At 42.5% G+C, this 18,177-nt stretch carries 18 protein-coding genes and 3 pseudogenes; 11 read left to right on the plus strand and 10 right to left on the minus strand.

What is annotated here, in order from left to right:
- The 4 genes and pseudogenes from IM477_RS21855 to IM477_RS21870 form a co-directional block, all read left to right on the plus strand.
- Positions 1-207 (plus strand): annotated as a pseudogene (locus IM477_RS21855) (Coq4 family protein); the annotation flags it as partial.
- Between the two features lie 299 nt (positions 208-506).
- Positions 507-1,646 carry a SpoIID/LytB domain-containing protein gene (locus IM477_RS21860; RefSeq protein WP_287733447.1) on the plus strand — a complete coding sequence of 380 codons (1,140 nt, stop codon included), beginning with the start codon at positions 507-509 and terminating at the stop codon, positions 1,644-1,646.
- 269 nt (positions 1,647-1,915) lie between these two features.
- A complete protein-coding gene (gene fabZ / locus IM477_RS21865) occupies positions 1,916-2,395 on the plus strand; it encodes a 3-hydroxyacyl-ACP dehydratase FabZ (RefSeq protein WP_012268022.1) in 480 nt (159 codons plus the stop codon).
- Between the two features lie 3 nt (positions 2,396-2,398).
- On the plus strand, positions 2,399-3,166 hold the full coding sequence (locus tag IM477_RS21870) for a TspO-related membrane protein (RefSeq protein ID WP_147069166.1): 768 nt from the start codon (positions 2,399-2,401) through the stop codon (positions 3,164-3,166).
- On the opposite strand, the gene IM477_RS21875 is transcribed toward IM477_RS21870, so the two are convergent.
- The 3 genes from IM477_RS21875 to IM477_RS21885 form a co-directional block, all read right to left on the minus strand.
- Complete coding sequence (locus IM477_RS21875; RefSeq protein ID WP_287733448.1) at positions 3,163-3,627, minus strand: VOC family protein; 465 nt, start codon at positions 3,625-3,627, stop codon at positions 3,163-3,165. The two genes, IM477_RS21870 and IM477_RS21875, sit on opposite strands and share 4 nt — an antisense overlap.
- A gap of 58 nt (positions 3,628-3,685) precedes the next feature.
- Positions 3,686-4,504 (minus strand): SirB1 family protein, encoded by an 819-nt coding sequence (locus tag IM477_RS21880; RefSeq protein WP_149986647.1) that lies wholly within the window; start codon positions 4,502-4,504, stop codon positions 3,686-3,688.
- A 78-nt stretch (positions 4,505-4,582) separates the two neighbouring features.
- The gene (locus tag IM477_RS21885) at positions 4,583-5,377 is read right to left on the minus strand and encodes a metallophosphoesterase family protein (RefSeq protein WP_287733449.1); all 795 of its coding nucleotides are present in this window, start codon (positions 5,375-5,377) and stop codon (positions 4,583-4,585) included.
- Positions 5,378-5,871: 494 nt separating this feature from the next.
- On the opposite strand from IM477_RS21885, the gene nagA reads away from it, so the two are divergent.
- Complete coding sequence (nagA, locus tag IM477_RS21890) at positions 5,872-7,023, plus strand: N-acetylglucosamine-6-phosphate deacetylase (protein WP_287733450.1); 1,152 nt, start codon at positions 5,872-5,874, stop codon at positions 7,021-7,023.
- On the opposite strand, the gene ccmS is transcribed toward nagA, so the two are convergent.
- The 4 genes from ccmS to IM477_RS21910 all read right to left on the minus strand — a co-directional run bounded on the left by ccmS (position 6,979) and on the right by IM477_RS21910 (position 10,032).
- Entirely contained in the window at positions 6,979-7,419 is a 441-nt protein-coding gene (gene ccmS, locus IM477_RS21895; protein ID WP_287733464.1) for a beta-carboxysome assembly chaperone CcmS, read from the minus strand. The genes nagA and ccmS overlap by 45 nt on opposite strands.
- 211 nt (positions 7,420-7,630) lie before the next feature.
- The gene (locus IM477_RS21900) at positions 7,631-8,644 is read right to left on the minus strand and encodes an aldo/keto reductase (RefSeq protein WP_287733452.1); all 1,014 of its coding nucleotides are present in this window, start codon (positions 8,642-8,644) and stop codon (positions 7,631-7,633) included.
- A gap of 251 nt (positions 8,645-8,895) precedes the next feature.
- Positions 8,896-9,213: a slr1957 family protein gene (locus tag IM477_RS21905; RefSeq protein WP_002762345.1), complete on the minus strand. Its 318-nt coding sequence runs from the start codon at positions 9,211-9,213 to the stop codon at positions 8,896-8,898.
- A gap of 258 nt (positions 9,214-9,471) precedes the next feature.
- Positions 9,472-10,032, minus strand: coding sequence for a 5-formyltetrahydrofolate cyclo-ligase (locus IM477_RS21910; RefSeq protein WP_287733454.1), 561 nt, complete (start codon positions 10,030-10,032; stop codon positions 9,472-9,474).
- A 32-nt stretch (positions 10,033-10,064) separates the two neighbouring features.
- On the opposite strand from IM477_RS21910, the pseudogene IM477_RS21915 reads away from it, so the two are divergent.
- The 6 genes and pseudogenes from IM477_RS21915 to IM477_RS21940 all read left to right on the plus strand — a co-directional run.
- Positions 10,065-10,133: pseudogene (locus tag IM477_RS21915) on the plus strand (glutaredoxin 3); the annotation flags it as partial.
- Between the two features lie 630 nt (positions 10,134-10,763).
- Positions 10,764-11,021: pseudogene (gene grxC, locus IM477_RS21920) on the plus strand (glutaredoxin 3); the annotation flags it as partial.
- Entirely contained in the window at positions 11,006-11,500 is a 495-nt protein-coding gene (gene tadA / locus IM477_RS21925; protein WP_123229874.1) for a tRNA adenosine(34) deaminase TadA, read from the plus strand. The pseudogene grxC and the gene tadA, both read left to right, overlap by 16 nt.
- Positions 11,501-11,579: 79 nt before the next feature.
- Positions 11,580-11,882, plus strand: a complete 303-nt coding sequence (locus IM477_RS21930) for a HigA family addiction module antitoxin (RefSeq protein ID WP_287733456.1) — start codon at positions 11,580-11,582, stop codon at positions 11,880-11,882.
- Positions 11,883-12,102: 220 nt separating this feature from the next.
- Positions 12,103-14,730: a leucine-rich repeat domain-containing protein gene (locus IM477_RS21935; protein ID WP_287733458.1), complete on the plus strand. Its 2,628-nt coding sequence runs from the start codon at positions 12,103-12,105 to the stop codon at positions 14,728-14,730.
- Between the two features lie 314 nt (positions 14,731-15,044).
- Positions 15,045-15,605 carry a Coq4 family protein gene (locus IM477_RS21940; RefSeq protein ID WP_196219875.1) on the plus strand — a complete coding sequence of 187 codons (561 nt, stop codon included), beginning with the start codon at positions 15,045-15,047 and terminating at the stop codon, positions 15,603-15,605.
- 170 nt (positions 15,606-15,775) lie between these two features.
- Here IM477_RS21940 and IM477_RS21945 read toward each other — a convergent pair whose 3' ends face one another.
- The 3 genes from IM477_RS21945 to IM477_RS21955 all read right to left on the minus strand — a co-directional run bounded on the left by IM477_RS21945 (position 15,776) and on the right by IM477_RS21955 (position 17,862).
- Positions 15,776-16,699 carry an RpnC/YadD family protein gene (locus IM477_RS21945; RefSeq protein WP_149988107.1) on the minus strand — a complete coding sequence of 308 codons (924 nt, stop codon included), beginning with the start codon at positions 16,697-16,699 and terminating at the stop codon, positions 15,776-15,778.
- Positions 16,700-16,776: 77 nt separating this feature from the next.
- On the minus strand, positions 16,777-17,340 hold the full coding sequence (locus IM477_RS21950) for a DUF4334 domain-containing protein (protein WP_287733460.1): 564 nt from the start codon (positions 17,338-17,340) through the stop codon (positions 16,777-16,779).
- 117 nt (positions 17,341-17,457) lie between these two features.
- Positions 17,458-17,862, minus strand: coding sequence for a site-specific integrase (locus IM477_RS21955; RefSeq protein ID WP_287733462.1), 405 nt, complete (start codon positions 17,860-17,862; stop codon positions 17,458-17,460).
- Positions 17,863-18,177 lie beyond the last annotated feature (315 nt).

The raw sequence follows: 18,177 nt of genomic DNA on the forward strand, positions 1-18,177 counted from the left end.
ATTGTCCTACTTTTAGGGGGATTATTCGGAGCTTTATTTTCTTCCCCACTTTCCTTAGCCTCTCTCTGGGAAGAGATTGTCATCGCCTATAATTTGGGCAAAAATACTCGACCTTTTTTAGCGCAAAAATGGGAACTAGCTTGGGAGAAATCCCTGCTAGTTTGGCGGCAAGAATTGGCGATTGTCCACTCGAACCTAGAAAATTAATTTTGCCCGACTAATTAGCTGCCAGAGATTGCTGTTTTTCTCAAACTCAACTTGGGCAATTTGATCGAGAAAAACTCTAGACTAACTAACTAGAATAAATCCCGATTAATGGGATAAAACACGGTCATTTGCCGATTCAGGAGGCTCGATTCCAGTTTAGCAGGGGCTAGAGGACAGAAAAATTGTCAGACAATCGGGAAAAAGTGACAGGGGAAAAATTTTTCCGAACCGGAGTAGCAAAAAAATCCCAGTCCGGGTAAAATTGATTATCGATCGATTGTGTGAGGAGTCCGATCCCCATGACCAATAAACACACAGCAAGGCTGCTGGGTAGTTACCTGCAGCGCCTGCCTGCCCATAGCTGGCTCGTCCTAGTTTTTTGGGCTTTGATTATCGCCCCAGTCCAGGCTGCTGTCGAATTACGCATTGCCATCAGTAAAGGTGTTAGTGCCGTCTCCGTGGGCAGTTCCACCGATGCTGTGGTGAAAGATGGGGCCGGCAGAGTCTTAGGAGAATTGACCGCCATGAATGCCCTCAATGCTAATCCCAGAGGAAAAGCGGTGGGTTTGGCCGATTGGCAGGCCAGTCAATTGCTCATCGAACCGGAGAATGATGGTTACGTCTGGATTAACGATCGCTGGTATCGAGGACGGACAAGGATCATTCGGCAAGGTTCTGGGGTGACAGCCCTAAATTTAGTCGATTTAGAGGAATATCTCTATAGTGTCGTCGGTGCGGAGGCGATTCCCTCCTGGCCGCAAGAGGCCTTAAAAGCCCAATCCGTGGCGGCGCGCACCTATGCTCTCTACCAAATGAATACTTCCGGCAATCGCATCTACGATCTTGATACTACCACCCGCACCCAAGTTTATAAGGGTCTAGAAAGCGAGTTTACTAGCACCCACGAGGCAGTTAAGGCCACCGCCGGACAAATTATGAGTTTCAACGGCAAACCGATTCTAGCGGTGTTTCACTCCTCCTCTGGGGGCCATACGGAAAATGTCGAGGATGTTTGGAATTCCCCCTTACCCTACCTGCGCGGTGTCATCGATTACGATCAAGTCGCCCCGGTATTTCAATGGTCAAAAAACTTTAGCGCCAGGGAATTAGGCCGTTTAATCGGTGGTGTCGGTCGCGTGCGATCGCTATCTCCCGAAAGGACCACTCCCCACGGACGAGTGATTAGAATGCGTGTAGTAGGCGATCAAGGCTCTAAATTAATCTCTGATACCCAATTACGGCGAATACTCGAGCTGCGTAGTACCCTATTCACGATTTCAGCTGATAACGGTACTTTTGCCATTAATGGTCGCGGTTTCGGTCATGGGATCGGTTTAAGTCAATGGGGCGCTTTTTCCCTCGCCGACCAAGGGGTGACTTATGATCGCATTCTCAGCCATTATTATCAAAATGCTCGTTTAACTGAAATGCCCAACTAAAAAGGCTGTCAGCCATTTCCAGTCAACAGTAAACAGTGAACTGATCACTGATAACAAGGATCGAATCTAAAACCTAATTGGTTAAGCTAAGTAGGGAGGCACAATTATTTGTAGGATGGGTTAGCGGTAGCGTAAACTATGCTGGCGTTGGGTTTCATGCTTCAACCCAACCTACGTTCATCTGATCAGTGATCACTGATAACTGATAACTGATAACTGATAACTGATTATGAGATAATGTCTGATCTCACTTGTAATTTTTGACTTGCATGACCATCGTTACCGAAGCCTTAACCGAGTTGGAACCAGTCATAAAAACTACCTTTACCGTCGAGGAAATTCGCCAACTACTGCCCCATCGTTATCCCTTTGCCCTAGTTGATCGTATTATTGACTATGTACCCGGTCAAAAGGCCGTTGGCCTAAAAAATGTCACGATCAACGAGCCTTTTTTTCCCGGTCATATTCCCAATCGTCCCTTGATGCCTGGGGTGTTAATTGTTGAATCCATGGCCCAAGTGGGGGGAGTGATTTTGACCCAATTACCCGGGATGAAAGGTAAATTTTTTGCCTTCGCTGGCATTGATAAAACCCGTTTTCGTCGTCCTGTGGTGCCAGGGGATCAATTGATCATGACGGTGGAATTATTATCCTTCAAGATGAATAAAATTGCTAAAATGCAAGGGGAAGCAAGAGTCGATGGGCAATTGGCCGCTCAGGGCGAAATGATGTTTTCCATCTTTGATTGACCTATGAATTTTGATCGAGATCGTCTCCGACAAGAACTAAATTTATTTGCTATTCTAGGGGCTTTTATCACCAATATTTTCGCTAATATTTTCCCTCTCAACGGCGAAAATATCGGGGCTATCTCGAATACAGTTTTTCAAGATGTCTTAATTATTCCCGCTAATTATGCTTTTGCTATCTGGGGATTAATCTATCTGGGTTTAATTAGTCTGGGAATTTACCAAGCTTTGGCTTTCAATAAAACTGAACCGCGTTTGCGTCGGTTAGGCTACGAATTAGCCATCGCTAGTGCTTGTCAGATTCTCTGGGTAATTCTCTTTCAATCCCGTTTTTTTGCCCTGTCTTTACTGGCAATGCTAGGCATTTTAATTTCTCTCATCCGGCTTTATCTCCGCTTAGAAATTAATCGCTTTATTGTCAATCGTAAACAGGGTTTATTGGTTAATGCTCCTATTAGTATCTATTTCGCTTGGATTACCGTAGCCACGATTGTCAACGTCGCTTCGGTGCTAGATTGGATCGACTGGCAGCCATGGGGTCTAACTGACCAGATCTGGACGGTAATAATTCTGGTTATCGGGGCGATAATCGCGATTTTAGTCGGTTTAAACCGAAAAGATCGGGCTTTTATCGGTGTGTTCATCTGGGCTTTCTTGGCGATCGCTGTTAAACAGATTTCTCTGCCTCTAATTGCGATAACGGCGATTATATTAGCGATTATCCTAACTTTTCTGGTTTTTAGTGGCAGTTTTCGTCCTCTGAGTCGTTAAAATGCGGGATCACAGCGAATTTCGACGATAAAGCCATCGGGATCGTAGAAGTAAACCCCCCTGCCAGTCGGACGGGTCACGGGTCCACTAGCAATAGTAATTCCCTGACTTTGTAGCACTTCTAGGGCAATATCGAAGCATTCGGGGGCAATATCGAAGGCTAAATGGTTGGCACGGGTAAAAGCGATTTCGGGATTGTCGTCGGGAGGGTTTAAATCTGGTTCCCAAAATAGGTCAATTACTGTACCATCGGGGGTGATAAAATTGGCAACTTTTCCCTGGGCAACTAATTCTTTTAAGGTACTGGGAATTTTTTCCCCCATTAATTCCTCTAAGCCTAATATTTCCCCATAAAAATGACGAGAGGCATCCATATCTTTGACGTTGAAAGCGATATGATGGACTTTTCGCAGTTGACCGATTTTGAGTTTTTTTGCGGTTACGGAAGGGCTAATAGTCATCTTAGTTATCAGTTATCAGTAAGGGGTTGGGGGATTTTTCAGTGAACAGGCTGGCGACTTAAGAGTTAATTTTTTGCAATAATTGCCGAATTGATTCCGCATCTTGGGCGTTGGGTAGGAGAGCAAGATAGAAGCCTAAATCCTGTTGCGCTTGGCTGAATTGTCCAATTTGATAGTAAACTAAACCTCGATCGCGCAGCTCTAAGGGATGATTAGGAATGAGCAAAAGTAGCAGATCTATTGTCCGAATTGTCTGAGACCATTGTTGACGATTCAGGTAAATATATTTTAAATTAGTCAACAAACGTAACAAAATTTGCTGATTGGTAGCAATATTGAGAAAATGTTCTTCTAATTTAACTGGCTGTTGATAAACCTGACTTAATCTTTCTTGACAGTCCTGTTTAAATAAGATTTCACCACCGTGAAAGGGATCGACAAAAATTTCCACTTCCTCGAAATCGGGACGGATAATAAAATGGCCCGGCATACCAATTCCTACCATGGGAAAATCGATCTGTTTGGCAATCTCTAAATAGATAATCGAGAGAGTGAGCGGAATACCTGTGCGGCGATCGATTACATCATTTAAGTAGCTATTGCGGGGGTCATAGTATTCTTGGGTATTACCATTAAATTGTAAATCTTCAAACAAATATTGATTGATAATCTTGACTATTTTTAAAGGATATAATCTATCGGGTAAACGTTTTTTTACCTCCTCAGCCATTAAATTTATTCTATTTAAATAGTGATCAATATTGAGGTGCGGATATTCAAAATTGGCTATTTGTAGGGCTGCCCGAGCTAGATTTATCTCAGGGTCAGGATGTTGAATTGTTTCGATGAAGGCTTGGTATAAGAGTGCAAGGGTCATTAGAAAAGGGTATTAATCAGATTATCAACTATTTTAACCGATCCTTCCGATTTTATCGCTTCTCTTTTCTGATCACCATTAAATATTCAGAAATTTAGATGAGCTTTGCTGGGAAGAGTAGCGAGAAATCTTGTCAATATCTAGATTAACCACGGCTTTTTCTAAAGGGATCGTGCGACAATTTTTATTTTGAGACTGCACTTGATAAACTAATTGATTTGTCCAATCTAAAGCAGTTAACCAACCACTTTGAGGATGATAAACCCCAGTTTCAATGTCTAGCCAACCGCTGCCGCGAGCTAGTTGTCCCGGTTTGACATCGGGAAAGGTAAAGGTTAAAGTATGACCTGTGATAATTAGTTTATCCTTGAAATAGGGTTGGGTCATGGTATGAAATTCGTTTCTAATCCAACAAAACTGCTCGTTTGTTTGCTGTTCAAGGGGATATTCTGGTTGTACTCCCGCATGAACTAACCAAATATCTCCTAGGTCTAAATAAGCGGGTAGGGATTGAAACCAATTAATATGCTCGGCGGGTATATTGTTATTATAACTTAGTAGTGTCGCCGCCCCGCCACTCTCGATCCAGCCGTTAAACCATTTTTCAGAAACTTCTTTTCCTGCCAGAGCTTTTAAGAGCATATATTCATGATTTCCTAGTAGACATTGGTAGTTATTTTTGATGACAAAATCCACCACTTCCAAGCTCTGCTGTCCTCGATCGATTAAATCTCCCAGAAAATAAACCTCATCCTCACTATCGGGAGCAACTCGGTTTAATAGTCGCAAAAGTGTCTGAAAACTGCCATGCACATCTCCGATAATAATACGACGCGGTTCTTGAGTCTGTTTCCCTATTTTTTTAAAAAACACACACCCCTCTCTAATTGCTGAGATTGCTACTCTTTTATCGCTAAAAAAGTAGTTTTTATAAGGTCTTAATTTTATTATAGGACAAGCTTTTCCTTCTGACAGTCACTGGTTTTGGGGAACGCCGGAACTGCGGGAGAAAGGCTGTAAGTAGGTGGGTGGAATTAAATATAAGATGAACTTAGGTTGGGTTGAAGCATGAAACCCAACTACCGCATGGGTTACGCTACCGCTAACCCATCCTACAAATAATTGTGCCTCCCTACTTAATTGTTTTGTAAAGTATTTTTGCAATCTCTGGGCAGGGAGCGGACAGGTTATGGTATTATTTTTTTATGATGAGTTTTTATATAATTGGGTGTAAGTGTCCATCATTGAACGCAAAGATTCCAATTATATAAAAAAGTATCTCAAAAAAATGCCCACTTGTCAAGCATTATCAAAAAAAAAGTTTTTTTTTTGAGATTATAATAAAAAAAAATTAGTTTTCTGCTTCTATGATAACCCTAATTAACGCTAGAATTCCCGCCCATCAGGATCGACAACAAATAGAGATAAATGCTGCTGGAAAGATCGAGAGGATAACGGAGATGGAGGGAAGAAAAAAAGGGGAAAAGATTATCGATATGGAAGGGGATTGGCTATCGTTGGGAGGAGTAGATTTACAGATCAACGGAGGATTAGGATTAGCATTTCCCGACTTAGAAATAACAGATATAGAAAAGTTAGATAAGATTAGCGATTATCTTGAGAATCAAGGAATTGATGGTTATCTGCCCACCTTAGTAACCACGTCTGTGGAGAAATTTCAAAAATCCCTCTCAGTAATTGCCAAATATATCGAGAAACAGAAACAGGAAAATCGAGCGAGCGCGCAGGTTTTAGGAGTACATTTAGAGGGACCATTTTTAAACTATGAAAAAAGGGGGGCGCATCCGGCCCAATATCTTTTAAACCCAAGTATAGAAACAGTAGATAAAATCTTTGGGGACTACTTATCGATCGTAAAAATTATCACCCTAGCCCCAGAATTAGATAGTAGCGGTACGGTGATTAAATACTTAAGCGATCGAGGGATTACCGTCAGTTTAGGACATTCGCAAGCGAGTCAAGAAATAGCCAAAAAAGCCTTTTTACAGGGGGCAAAAATGGTTACTCATGCCTTTAATGCCATGCCTCCTTTACACCATCGTCAACCGGGGTTATTAGGGGAAGCAATTATCAATCGCGATGTGTATTGTGGGTTAATTGCCGATGGTCAACACATCCATCCAACCATGATAGAATTATTACTAAAAGCCAGTAATTATCATCGAGGAATTTTCTTAGTTAGTGATGCTTTAGCGCCGATCGGTTTAGAAGATGGTGTCTATCCTTGGGACGAGAGAGAAATTGAAGTTAAACAGGGAACAGCAAGACTTTTTGACGGTACTTTAGCGGGAACAACCTTACCCTTATTACAAGGAGTAGCCAATTTAGTTAACTGGGGAATATGTGATTTAGAAACGGCGATTCTTTTAGGGACAGAATCCCCCAGAAAAGCGCTCGGATTAGCGGGTTTATCGGTGGGACAACCTGCCAACTTTTTGCGCTGGCAATCGGCATCAAATTGGGAAAGATTGGATTTCCGCCAGCATTTTGGACTCTAACTGTTGAATGAGGGTATCGAGATCCACTTCGAGGCGATCAAAACATTCAGGAGGGGAAAGATCGGGTTGAAAATAAATCAATTTTACCTGACCATCACCGATAGCGACTATAGCCACTTCTTCCCTGGGATTATAGCGATAAATAATCCCAAGCATCTCTTGAATTTTGCGATTAACCTGGCGATTTAATTTCTCTAGAGCCTCCTTAGAACAACAGACAAAATGGGGCTGGGGTTTAAGATCGATGCCCAGGGTTTCTTGAGAATCTTCTCCCCATTCCGAGAGTAAACCCCACATTAAACCAGCCAATTCCTGTTGATTTTCTTGCACGAATTGATCTAATTGATAGCGCCATTGATTAGCGGGATCATCGGGGATTGGTTGTTCAAATCTCATCATTAGCCTCTTTTCAGTTATCAGTTATCAGTTATCAGTTATCAGTTATCAGTTATCAGTTATCAGTTATCAGTTATCAGTTATCAGTTATCAGTTATCAGTTATCAGTTATCAGTTATCAGTTATCAGTCCTTAATAAGGGGGGTGCGGATCCCACCTTGATCCCCCCTTAATAAGGGGGGAAAGCTGACAATTTTTAACACCTACCTACTTATCGACGGTACTCATCACCGCAATCACCGATTAACTGCAATAAATCCTGGGATTTTTGCAAGACATGATCAATTTTTTGATAGTCTTGGGGGGATAATTGAAAATCGAAAATACGGGCATTTTCTTGGATATGTTCAGCAACACCCAAACGCACCCCGATAATTGCCCCGGCTACGGCTTTTTGTTCGAGAACGTAACGCACTGCCACATTAGGAATGGTGACATGATAGGAATCAGCGATCGCTTTAAGAACGGTTAATAATTCTTGGAATAATTGCCAGTTTCCCCAAGCATTGATCATGTTTTTATATTTCCGTAAACTAGCGGTATTGAGACTCATGGGATTGGGTTCAGGATGACCGAGATATTTTGCCCCTAATAAGCCTCCTGCTAGAGTACCATAGGCGAGTAGATAGATGTTATGTTCTTGGCAAAATTGTGCCATTTTGACGAGGGGACGGCGATCGATTAGAGAAAACTGGACTTGATTGGAGACTATTTTAATCCCGGTGCTGAGAATAATTTTTAAATGTTCCGTGTCGAAATTAGTCAAGGCCAGGTGTTTAATTTTGCCTTCCTGTTGTAATTCTCCTAAAAAATATAAGGCATCTAGATAATTTTTATCGCGATAATCCCACCAGTGAAACTGCAATAAATCGAGACTATCCACATCCATACGACGTAGGGAAATAGCGATATTTTTTTCGACTATTTCCTTAGTCATTTTACCCGGACGGGGAACCCATTTAGTGAAAGCTTGCAGATTATTTAAAGCATCAATGCCCCTTTGGGCAACTAATTGACGACGAAATTCACCGATAAAATCTTCGGCCGGACCGTAATGATCGGCCAGATCCCAAGTGGTGAAACCGGCATCTAGATAGGAAAACATACTAGGGATCGCTTTTTGGGGTGCGATCGAACCATGGGCGCCTGAAACTTGCCACATTCCGTTCAAAATACGACAAATTTCCAGATCGGGGGTAAACTGTAAGCGACGAGATTCGGACATGGGGACTTTTCAGTGTTGCCAAAGGCACGGCGTAGCCGTCCAGTAAACAGTAAACAGTAATCAGTAAAAAGACAGCAGAAAACTGCCATTGAATACTGCTCACTTAATATTCTATTCTCCTACTGACCACTGATCACCGATTACTGATTCAAGACAGATCGATCGTACCTGTCCAGAAAAAAGCGGCAAAGGGGAAGACTTTCGGAAAAATCTCCCCCTTTTTGGGTTTCTGCTGCTCAATTTTTGCTGGTTTAATATTCCACTTCCAATCGGGCTGCGGTGACAGCATCAAAAGCGAAAGCGAGAACTATAGGCATGGGACAAGCGAGGGTGATACAGAGAATTAAAGCTGTCAGAGTCAATCCGATAGCCACTCCTAACCAAAGTTTTTCGGCAGGAGATAGACCTTTTTGGCGCTTAATGTTTTGTAACACTTTGGTGGGAATTGGTTCTGGCATCACGGCATTGGGAGGGAATGCCCAATAATTACTGTAGCGTTCGAGAAATAGCTCTGTCCAGCCGTTTTCTTGACACCATTCTTGAATCCATGGTTCGTGAAAGTGTTTCATTGCTTCCCTGTTAACTTTTTCCAGTGATTACTTTAAACATCTCCTGATGTGAATTTCATCCTAGCAAAGCTATCTTAAGGGTCGATCGGATTCAATAAAACTTAATATATGAGTAGTCGGTGAAAAGTTCAGTTAACGGTGAGGCAAGGAGACAGGAGACTCCGAGATAGGAGACAGGAGACTCCGAGATAGGAGACAGGAGACTCCGAGATAGGGATCAGCTTGGGGATTGGGTGTGAGGGAATAGGAAAATAATTGTTAAAAAATTTCGGTTCTCGATTCGGTACAGATTGCCTGTAATTTTTGGTCCCAAGTATCGAGGGGAAGGGTATCGAGATAGGCAAAGTCAAAGACAATCCCGATCGAGGGGATAGCTTGCCATTCGGGGGAATGTAAGAGACGATCAAAATAACCTCCCCCGTAACCTAAGCGATAACCTTGGCGATCACAGGCGACGGCGGGAATTAACAGTAAGTCCACTTCAGCCGGTAAAATGAGAGGAGCGATCGCTGTTGGTTCGTAGATGCCATAACGATTTAATTCTAGGGGATCGTCGGCAGTCCAACAGTGCCAAGTCAGGCTATCTCCGTCACAACGGGGAAAACCCCAGCGATGGTGTTGGGAAAATAAGGAACTTAAATCCGGCTCTTGACGATAACTGAAGTAAGCGAGAATGGTTTTAGCGTGGTGAAAGAGGGGTAAAGATTGTAAATTTTTGCAAAGTTGCTGACTATTTTCTTGCCAAATATGCTTAGGAAGAGCGCGTCTTTGGGTAATTAGTTGTTTGCGTAATTGGGCTTTTTTGGTAGCAGAATCCATAAAATAGAGATAAATATTTCTGTAGTCACAAGATGCTAAATCTATTTAACTCGCTTTTTGGGCGTTATAACGAGAATATCAAGGCCAATGTGGAAATTTACCTTAAATGTCGGCTTGAAGGAACTCTCGGTTTTACCTCGGAGATGAAAGGTTCCGTCAATATAAAACAGCACTTCGACACATTTCGACACATTTCGACAGGCTCAATGTAAAGGCTCAGTGACACGAAGCACAGCTAAAAATAAATGTCTAATCTCAAGAGCAAAATCTCGAATAACTTCTGAAATTGTTAATTTCATTCTAGATGCGTATTTTGAAGTGCGCTTGCTCATATTCGGAGTCATGAGCATCGGCAGTCTTTTTTCTTTTAAGGGTCTTGACATACTTACGAAAAATAGCTACTATGTGAGCATAGCGGATAGGGTAATCAACCGCTCTAAAAACCCATGTAGTCTAATCACTACAACCTCTGCACCTTGACAATCAAAGATATAGGGTTCTACTCAATAGTTCTAGTTTCTCACCTGTGAGTAGGTAAAATCTTTGTAGGAACTAGACAAAGCAGTATTTGAAGCTAACGTTTCAATTAAAGCAAATTTTGTAGAAATACAACTATCGTGGGGCGCACGAAAAGTAACGCTTGGGGAAAGAACCACCTCTGTTTTAGATAACGCAAGGAATCTAAAGTAAGTGGACTTGTTGAACCAAGAATCCCTCGCTTTTAGCGATGGGAGCGTCAAACTTGGGCAACTTGTCCCTACTGTATTCGGGCTAAATGGTTGCTGGGTTGGAAAGGGGTAAAATACACCGAATACAAGATTGATGGGGATGAAAGCGCTCGTCAAGCCATGGCCGAACGGTCCAACGGTAAACGCAGTGTACCACAGATTTTTATTAATAATGAACATATCGGTGGTTGTGATGATTTGTATGCTTTGGATGGTCAGAAAAAATTAGATAATTTACTGGCTAAATGTGGGACTATCTAAAGTCTATTGATGAAAAAGCCTATGAGAAACATCGGCAATGGATGCAGTTAGCTTTAAATTTAGCGGCAACTGCGGGGGATCGGGGTGATGTACCTGTGGGAGCGGTTATCGTGGATAAACAGGGACATTTAATCGCTCAAGGGGCTAATTGCAAGGAAAAACACCATGATCCCACCGCTCACGCTGAAATTCTGGCGATTCGTGCCGCTAGTCAGGTTTTAGGCAATTGGCACTTAAATGATTGTACCCTCTACGTCACCCTCGAACCCTGTCCCATGTGTGCCGGGGCAATTATTCAGGCTAGATTAGGATTATTAGTGTACGGTGCTGACGATCCCAAAACAGGAGTTATCCGCACTGTGGCTAATTTTATAGATAGTCCTTTTTCTAACCATCGTTTACCGGTAATCGCGGGAATTTTAGCTAAGGAATCTGGGGAATTATTACAAACATGGTTTGAGAAAAAAAGAAATGTTTAAAGGAGTCAGGGAGATAGGAGTCAATATCAAATTAGGTTACACTTCATCTTAATAAGAAGAGCCGTAAGGAAAATTCACGATGAATAATTGGGAAAGTCCTATCCACCCCGGTGAAATTTTAGCTGATGAATTAGAGGAAATTAATCTTGATGTTTCTCAGCTTGCCACAAGAATTAATATCTCTGAGAATGAACTTGAGCAAATTCTCAAGGGACAAGGAAATATCACGGGAGATATTGCTTTAAAATTAGGGCGTTTTTTTAATACAGGGGCAGAAATTTGGATGAATTTACAAAAAGCATACGAGTTAGATATAGCGAGGGAAAAGTTAGGAAATACCCTCGAAAAAATTATTCCTTATCAATCCCTGTCTTCAGGATAAATTCTCTTGAATTCTATAATTATTCATTTGGCTGCATCTCACATTTGCAGAAATAGCGACAATCAGCAATTATCAGTTATCCTTAAACTGATACAAATGTATGAATAACCGCGTGTGGGAGTTAATCCTACTGTTAACAGTGGACTAGCTGATCACCACCAGTTGCATTAACTGGATCTTTTGCCAAAATGGAGTAAATATAGTAGCGGGGGGATGGTCAATGACAGCACGGGAAGTATTAGAGTTAATTCAACGGGCAAAGGACGAAAGAGCGGGGAAGTTGGATCTGTCCAACAAAAACTTAACAGAAATTCCCCCCGAAATTCCTCAACTCACCTCCCTGCAAGAACTCAACCTCAACGATAACCAAATCAGCGAGATACCAGAAGCGCTCGCTCAACTCACCTCCCTGCAACGCCTCAACCTCGGCCATAACGAAATCAGGGAGATTCCAGAAGCGCTCGCTCAACTCACCTCCCTGCAATACCTCTACCTCAGCAATAACCAAATCAGCGAGATACCAGAAGCGCTCGCTCAACTCACCTCCCTGCAATACCTCTACCTCAGCAATAACCAAATCAGCGAGATTCCAGAAGCGCTCGCTCAACTCACCTCCCTGGGAGGCCTCGACCTCAGCAATAACGAAATCAGGGAGATTCCAGAAGCGCTCGCTCAACTCACCTCCCTGGGAGGCCTCGACCTCGGCCATAACCAAATCAGGGAGATTCCAGAAGCACTCACTCACCTCACCTCCCTGCAATACCTCGACCTCGGCCATAACCAAATCAGGGAGATACCAGAAGCGCTCGCTCACCTCACCTCCCTGCAAGGCCTCTACCTCAGAAATAACCAAATCAGCGAGATACCAGAAGCGCTCACTCACCTAGTCAACCTGAAGCGATTAGTCCTCAAAAATAACCCGATTACCAACGTTCCCCCGGAAATTATTCGTCAGGGATGGGGTGAAGAAATATCGGATGATGGCAATCCGCAGGCGATTTTTAGTTATCTCAAGGATAAAGGGAAAAAACGCCCTCTTAATGAGCTTAAAGTTTTATTGGTGGGGGAGGGGGATGTGGGGAAAACTTCCCTGTTAAAGCGGTTACTGCACAATACCTTTAATTCCGGAGAACCCAAGACCCCCGGCATTAATATTGAAAAGTGGCAACTGCCCCAAAAACCCGATATTCGCCTCAATATCTGGGATTTTGGCGGTCAGAAAGTGATGCAAACCACCCATCAGTTTTTTCTGACTAAACGCAGTCTTTATCTGCTTGTCCTCGACAACCGCAAAAATGAACAGCAAAACCGTCTGGAATACTGGTTAAAACTCATTGAAACCTACGGAGGCAATTCTCCCGTGATTATCGTGGGTAATTGTGCCGATGAAAATCCCCCGCAAGTTAAGATCCGCACCCTCCGGAAAAAATATCCCCAAATTACCAAGCTAATCGCCACTTCCTGTAAAACCGGTGTGGGAATCGAGGAACTTGTACAGGAAATCGCCTCCCAAATCGATGCTATTCCCCATATCAAAGATTTATTGCCTAATAGTTGGTTTGAGATCAAAACTCAACTAGAAGCGATGCAAGAGAGTTATGACTTTATTTCCTACGAAAAGTATCAGGAAATGTGTCAGACAGCCGAGATTAAAGAGGCCAGCGATCAAAAAAGTTTAGTGCAGTTTCTCCACGATCTCGGTATTGTCCTCAACTACCAAGATGATCTGCGACTGAATGAAACCAATGTCCTGAACCCGGAATGGGTAACTAGCGGTGTTTATGATATTCTCAATAATCACGATTTGATGGTGCAAAAAAAAGGCATTCTTTCACTGCCAGATCTGCAAGATATTCTCAAACAACCCCAACGTTATCCCGAAAATAAACGCCGATTTTTGATGGATTTGATGGGAAACTTTGAACTCTGTTTTCCCCTTGATGGTTACAGTCCCGATCGCTATCTAATCACCGATCTTCTACCCATCGATGAACCGGATGTGGATAGCTACGAAAACGCACCTTTACACTTCCAGTACCGTTATGATATCCTGCCCGGTAGCATCATTTCCCGCTTTATCGTCCGCAATCACCAGATGATCTATAAAACCATGCGTTGGCGTAGTGGTGTGGTTCTGACAATGGATCTTAATAAAGCTTTGGTGCGTGCCGACGAGGAAGATAACTTCATTAGCATAAAAGCTAAGGGTGAGCGTGCTAGTGCGCTTTTAGCTATTATTAAGACAGATTTTCAGAAAATTCACGCTACTATCCCTAATTTAGCCGTACAGGAAAAGTTAGTGATTCGAGAATTGCAAGGGGAACAACCCACCGGGGTAGAAGTTCCCGTCGATTATCTCTATCTGATAGAACTCGATCGCCAAGGCAGCGTCGAAGCAACTCTCCCCGGTTTGCGCGGCACATACAATATCCGCGATATCTTAGAAGGGGTGGAATCTAAGACAGAAAGAGAAATATATCTCGACGAAAGGCAGCAACGGGGCCGCAAAAGCCGAGAAAATCGCCCTATAGGTTCCAAAACGCCAGAAACTCCCAATCTCCTGAAACCTAGTCTCGCTTTGTTGCTGGTTTTAGCTGTGGTTGCTTTTATCTTTGCGGTGCTTGCCAATACTGTGCCAGTGGTACAGTTTATTACCAGCGTTTTGGCAATTATTTTTATCTTTGCTTTGATTGTGATTGTGGGATTGCTCCGGACGGGTAAAATCAATGAAACGACCTTCAATCAGTTTTTAGAGGGTTTTTGGCGATCTATCACGATTTTTAAAGGACAAGAACCAAAAACCAAGAACGATGACACCTCCCAAGAAACCCCCGAATCGGAGCAGTAAAGATTTGCATACCACAGAAAGGTAACTTAGGCGAAAAAGTTTACAAATATTTAATATTAATCTCTCTTTTTATCAAACTGGGAAAACTCTTGGCCTTTTCCCGTTCTCAACCTCTTATACTAAATCCGGTTATTAAAAACTGATTATTTATTCTCCCTTTTGCCTCTTGCCTCTTGCATGAGTGCCTGTCCTCATATGTAGCCTATACTCAACGGATTTAGTATTATATGCTATTCACAACTAATCTAATCAGTGTGGCCAAGGGAATAATTTCTCTTTGACAAAATCCCGGTAACATTCTGTCTGTATATGATATTGAAGATGGCTTAAAAGAGAGTTGGTTACAGCGATTATCTTGGCAATATGTTAAAAGGGATCGAGCTACCGCTCAAATAATTGCCCAAAGATATCTGGCCGCTAGTCCCTGTTTAGAAACCCTGCTAAAACTCCCAGAAGATTCCCTGGGTTATCATTATGCTACTCACCTAATTAGTCTCAATTTTGATCCTAATTTTTATCGGTCTATTCAGGTCAATTCCGATACAGATTATCTGCTGCTTCGCTTACGGCAAACTCACGATATCTGGCATATAGTAACGGGTTTTGGTGTCGATGTGACGGGAGAATTGCAACTGAAAGCTTTTGAATTAAGTCAAACTCGTCGCCCTCTAGCTATTGTCCTACTTTTAGGGGGATTATTCGGAGCTTTATTTTCTTCCCCACTTTCCTTAGCCTCTCTCTGGGAAGAGATTGTCATCGCCTATAATTTGGGCAAAAATACTCGACCTTTTTTGGCGCAAAAATGGGAACTAGCTTGGGAGAAATCCCTGCTAGTTTGGCGGCAAGAATTGGCGATTGTCTCCTCTAAAAACTAAACTAAGAGACAATTACAGATAATTATCGGGCTGAAATTTTTTCAGCTTTTTTTTCGCAAAAGACTTGACAAACTCAAAAATTTTTGCTAACCTTTTACTATAATAGGAATCCGTGTCGCCCTGCGGAGTCTCTCTACCATCAGGATTTAAGGCTCAAGCGGACTGAAAATTTAATTGTCTCTCAATCTTTCTAATAGTGAGGAGCGGGATAAATTCGCCAGAGAAAGAATTAACTCGGTGCGTTCCGAGATGGGAAGTTGGGCAATCCGTTCCACCAGAGCGGATAATTCCGAATCTAGAGTTCCGAACCTTCCTTCCAGAAGACTGGCTATCATCGAGTAACGTTCTTCTAAGGTGCCTTCTTGTCTCCCTTCTTGTTTTCCCTCTTCCTTCCAATCTTTTCGCTGCTTTAGATAAGCTGGTGATAAGTTCATAATGACCTCCTGTTCCTCTGCACTTAAATTATCCCTCAACTCTAAATTCTTGCGCCAGTTGGCTAAGATTTCCAGTAAATTTTCTCGAAAAGGGTTAGGTTGGGGAAGTTCAACTAACTCTTCTACGGCTCGTTTCTGAGTTCCTCCTTTTCCTAAAACCCTCAACCATAAAGTGTCTTCATTCACCGGTAATTGATGGATGGCGACTATGGCTGTTTTGAGGAAGTCAGCTAAAAAGTAAACCCCTTTCAACCAATTACTCTCATCGCTGTCAGCCCTGAATCCTTGAATCATTCTAGCTGAAAAGGTGGGCGTGAGAATCCATAAAACTGGCAATTCTGCTGCAGTTAGAGCTTTGTTTGACCGTTTCGCCTTCCTTAAGAGGTCATTATGAACCGCATATAACTTTGATATACAACTGCGAATCTCTATTTCTGAGGGAGAGTTGCGGAAAGGTTCAAACAAGCAGGAAGTCGCCGCCATTTTTCCGAGTAACCCTAAAGGGAGTTTATTCCTTGATGGTGAACTGGCCGGTTCAAACCAGACATCAATTTCTTGAACCTCGCTTTTTACTTTCTTGCTCTTTCTAATCGTCCCTAGAGGTGCTAACAATTCCTCTAAATACTCCTTAGCAAATTGGTCGTGAATTTGGCGAGTCATTGCAATTGATAATCGAGCCGAAAAAGGACGGCAATAATCTTATTATATCGTCAATAATGAAGGGTTTAAATCGAACCTCAAGAATTAAGAGGTCTTTGACATCGCTTGAGAACAAAAAAGAAAGGTTGGGGAGAGTTTTTAAAATCCATAATTCCCAGCACGGTATTATCATCTACTTTCCGAAAAGAGTCATTAATCGGCAAATAATCATAAATCATCGTGGCGCTGACTTTGCCCCGATATTCCATCATTCGCAGTCTAGCCTGACTTGTCTCTGTTTTCAGCAAGGAGTTGGTCAGCATCAGTAAAGGTTTCAGAGAATTATTTTTGAGTATCGGCAACTTCAAAATCCAGTTCATGGCCGTGGGATTGGGTGCCACCTTAAAAATTTTTCCCTGACCATCTAAAAATAACAGGGGGTGGACATTCTCAGTATCGACAAATTCTTTACCATACCAATTAGATGCTTCTAATAAACCATCCATTGGGTGATTTGTCTGAAGTCCAGAACCTTGCCAACGACCGAGCATAAAGTCTAAACTCACGGGGTCGAGAGCGTCAAACAATTGTAAAGCTCTTTCTGTGGTTGTTTGACCAGCCTTAAGAATCGACTGGCAGCTTTCTAATTCTAATGTTTCCATTGTTTCACTCTTGTTGTGTCCTGACAATAGCAGTATAGCTTCTCAGCCACAGGGTGGGGGATTGCCACTTGGTTAAGATTACCAAATATCCGACATATCTTCAGTCAATGGGTCATCTTATTGCTCTAGGGTTTCCAGCCATTCACTCATTTCTTCCTTGATGGTTTCTTTAAGTTCTCGCAAATCATCTTTATCTATTAGGCCTTTTTCCAGTAAGAAAGTGTAGAACTTTTTCAGACTACTGGCGTTAGCCTTGATACTTGATTGACTGGCCCACAGGGCCTTTTTGATAAACCAATAACCCAAAAAGTCACTGACCATATCTACCCCGTCTTTGGCTTCTACGGCATCTTCATAGAGTAAATATTCGTTGATATAAAAATCTATATTTGAAACATGATTATTGATGGTTTTTTCGGACAGGCCTGATGATTCTAGCCAACCCTCAAAATCCTTTAGTAATTCATGATTGGCTTTTCTTATCTTTTGACAGTCAGCCTCGTATTTCTGGCAATCATCCATCTCAAATTTCTCTCCTCCAAATCGCTGCTCGATGGTCAATAGGGTAATGAATCAAGTGTTTTTTTCCAAGCGCCTAAAGCCGCCATTTCATCCTCATGGTCAACGTCGGCCAACCGCCTGAATCGCCTTTCTCTTTTCTGCTAAATAGCTCCAACGATGTTAGACTCAATTTGCTCATTGACATCCTCACCGCCGTAAACGGACGGTGATTCCCAAACCTCACGATTTAGGTTTCTGCTTCTTTCCCTTGCGGGGTTCCGCACCTGCCTTAACAGATTTACTCTGTTCTGGTCTTATGGTCGCTCTACAGACTGA

The sequence above is a fragment of the Microcystis sp. M090S1 genome, assembly GCF_020246295.1.
Taxonomy (GTDB): domain Bacteria; phylum Cyanobacteriota; class Cyanobacteriia; order Cyanobacteriales; family Microcystaceae; genus Microcystis; species Microcystis aeruginosa.

Bases quoted from the DNA above. Each gene is read 5' to 3' on its own strand.
- IM477_RS21860 (WP_287733447.1), top strand. From the start codon at position 507: ATGACCAATAAACACACAGCAAGGCTGCTGGGTAGTTACCTGCAGCGC.
- fabZ (WP_012268022.1), top strand. From the start codon at position 1,916: ATGACCATCGTTACCGAAGCCTTAACCGAGTTGGAACCAGTCATAAAA.
- IM477_RS21870 (WP_147069166.1), top strand. From the start codon at position 2,399: ATGAATTTTGATCGAGATCGTCTCCGACAAGAACTAAATTTATTTGCT.
- IM477_RS21875 (WP_287733448.1), bottom strand. From the start codon at position 3,627: ATGACTATTAGCCCTTCCGTAACCGCAAAAAAACTCAAAATCGGTCAA.
- IM477_RS21880 (WP_149986647.1), bottom strand. From the start codon at position 4,504: ATGACCCTTGCACTCTTATACCAAGCCTTCATCGAAACAATTCAACAT.
- nagA (WP_287733450.1), top strand. From the start codon at position 5,872: ATGATAACCCTAATTAACGCTAGAATTCCCGCCCATCAGGATCGACAA.
- ccmS (WP_287733464.1), bottom strand. From the start codon at position 7,419: ATGAGATTTGAACAACCAATCCCCGATGATCCCGCTAATCAATGGCGC.
- IM477_RS21900 (WP_287733452.1), bottom strand. From the start codon at position 8,644: ATGTCCGAATCTCGTCGCTTACAGTTTACCCCCGATCTGGAAATTTGT.
- IM477_RS21905 (WP_002762345.1), bottom strand. From the start codon at position 9,213: ATGAAACACTTTCACGAACCATGGATTCAAGAATGGTGTCAAGAAAAC.
- IM477_RS21910 (WP_287733454.1), bottom strand. From the start codon at position 10,032: ATGGATTCTGCTACCAAAAAAGCCCAATTACGCAAACAACTAATTACC.
- tadA (WP_123229874.1), top strand. From the start codon at position 11,006: ATGTGGGACTATCTAAAGTCTATTGATGAAAAAGCCTATGAGAAACAT.
- IM477_RS21930 (WP_287733456.1), top strand. From the start codon at position 11,580: ATGAATAATTGGGAAAGTCCTATCCACCCCGGTGAAATTTTAGCTGAT.
- IM477_RS21935 (WP_287733458.1), top strand. From the start codon at position 12,103: ATGACAGCACGGGAAGTATTAGAGTTAATTCAACGGGCAAAGGACGAA.
- IM477_RS21945 (WP_149988107.1), bottom strand. From the start codon at position 16,699: ATGACTCGCCAAATTCACGACCAATTTGCTAAGGAGTATTTAGAGGAA.
- IM477_RS21950 (WP_287733460.1), bottom strand. From the start codon at position 17,340: ATGGAAACATTAGAATTAGAAAGCTGCCAGTCGATTCTTAAGGCTGGT.
- IM477_RS21955 (WP_287733462.1), bottom strand. From the start codon at position 17,862: ATGGATGATTGCCAGAAATACGAGGCTGACTGTCAAAAGATAAGAAAA.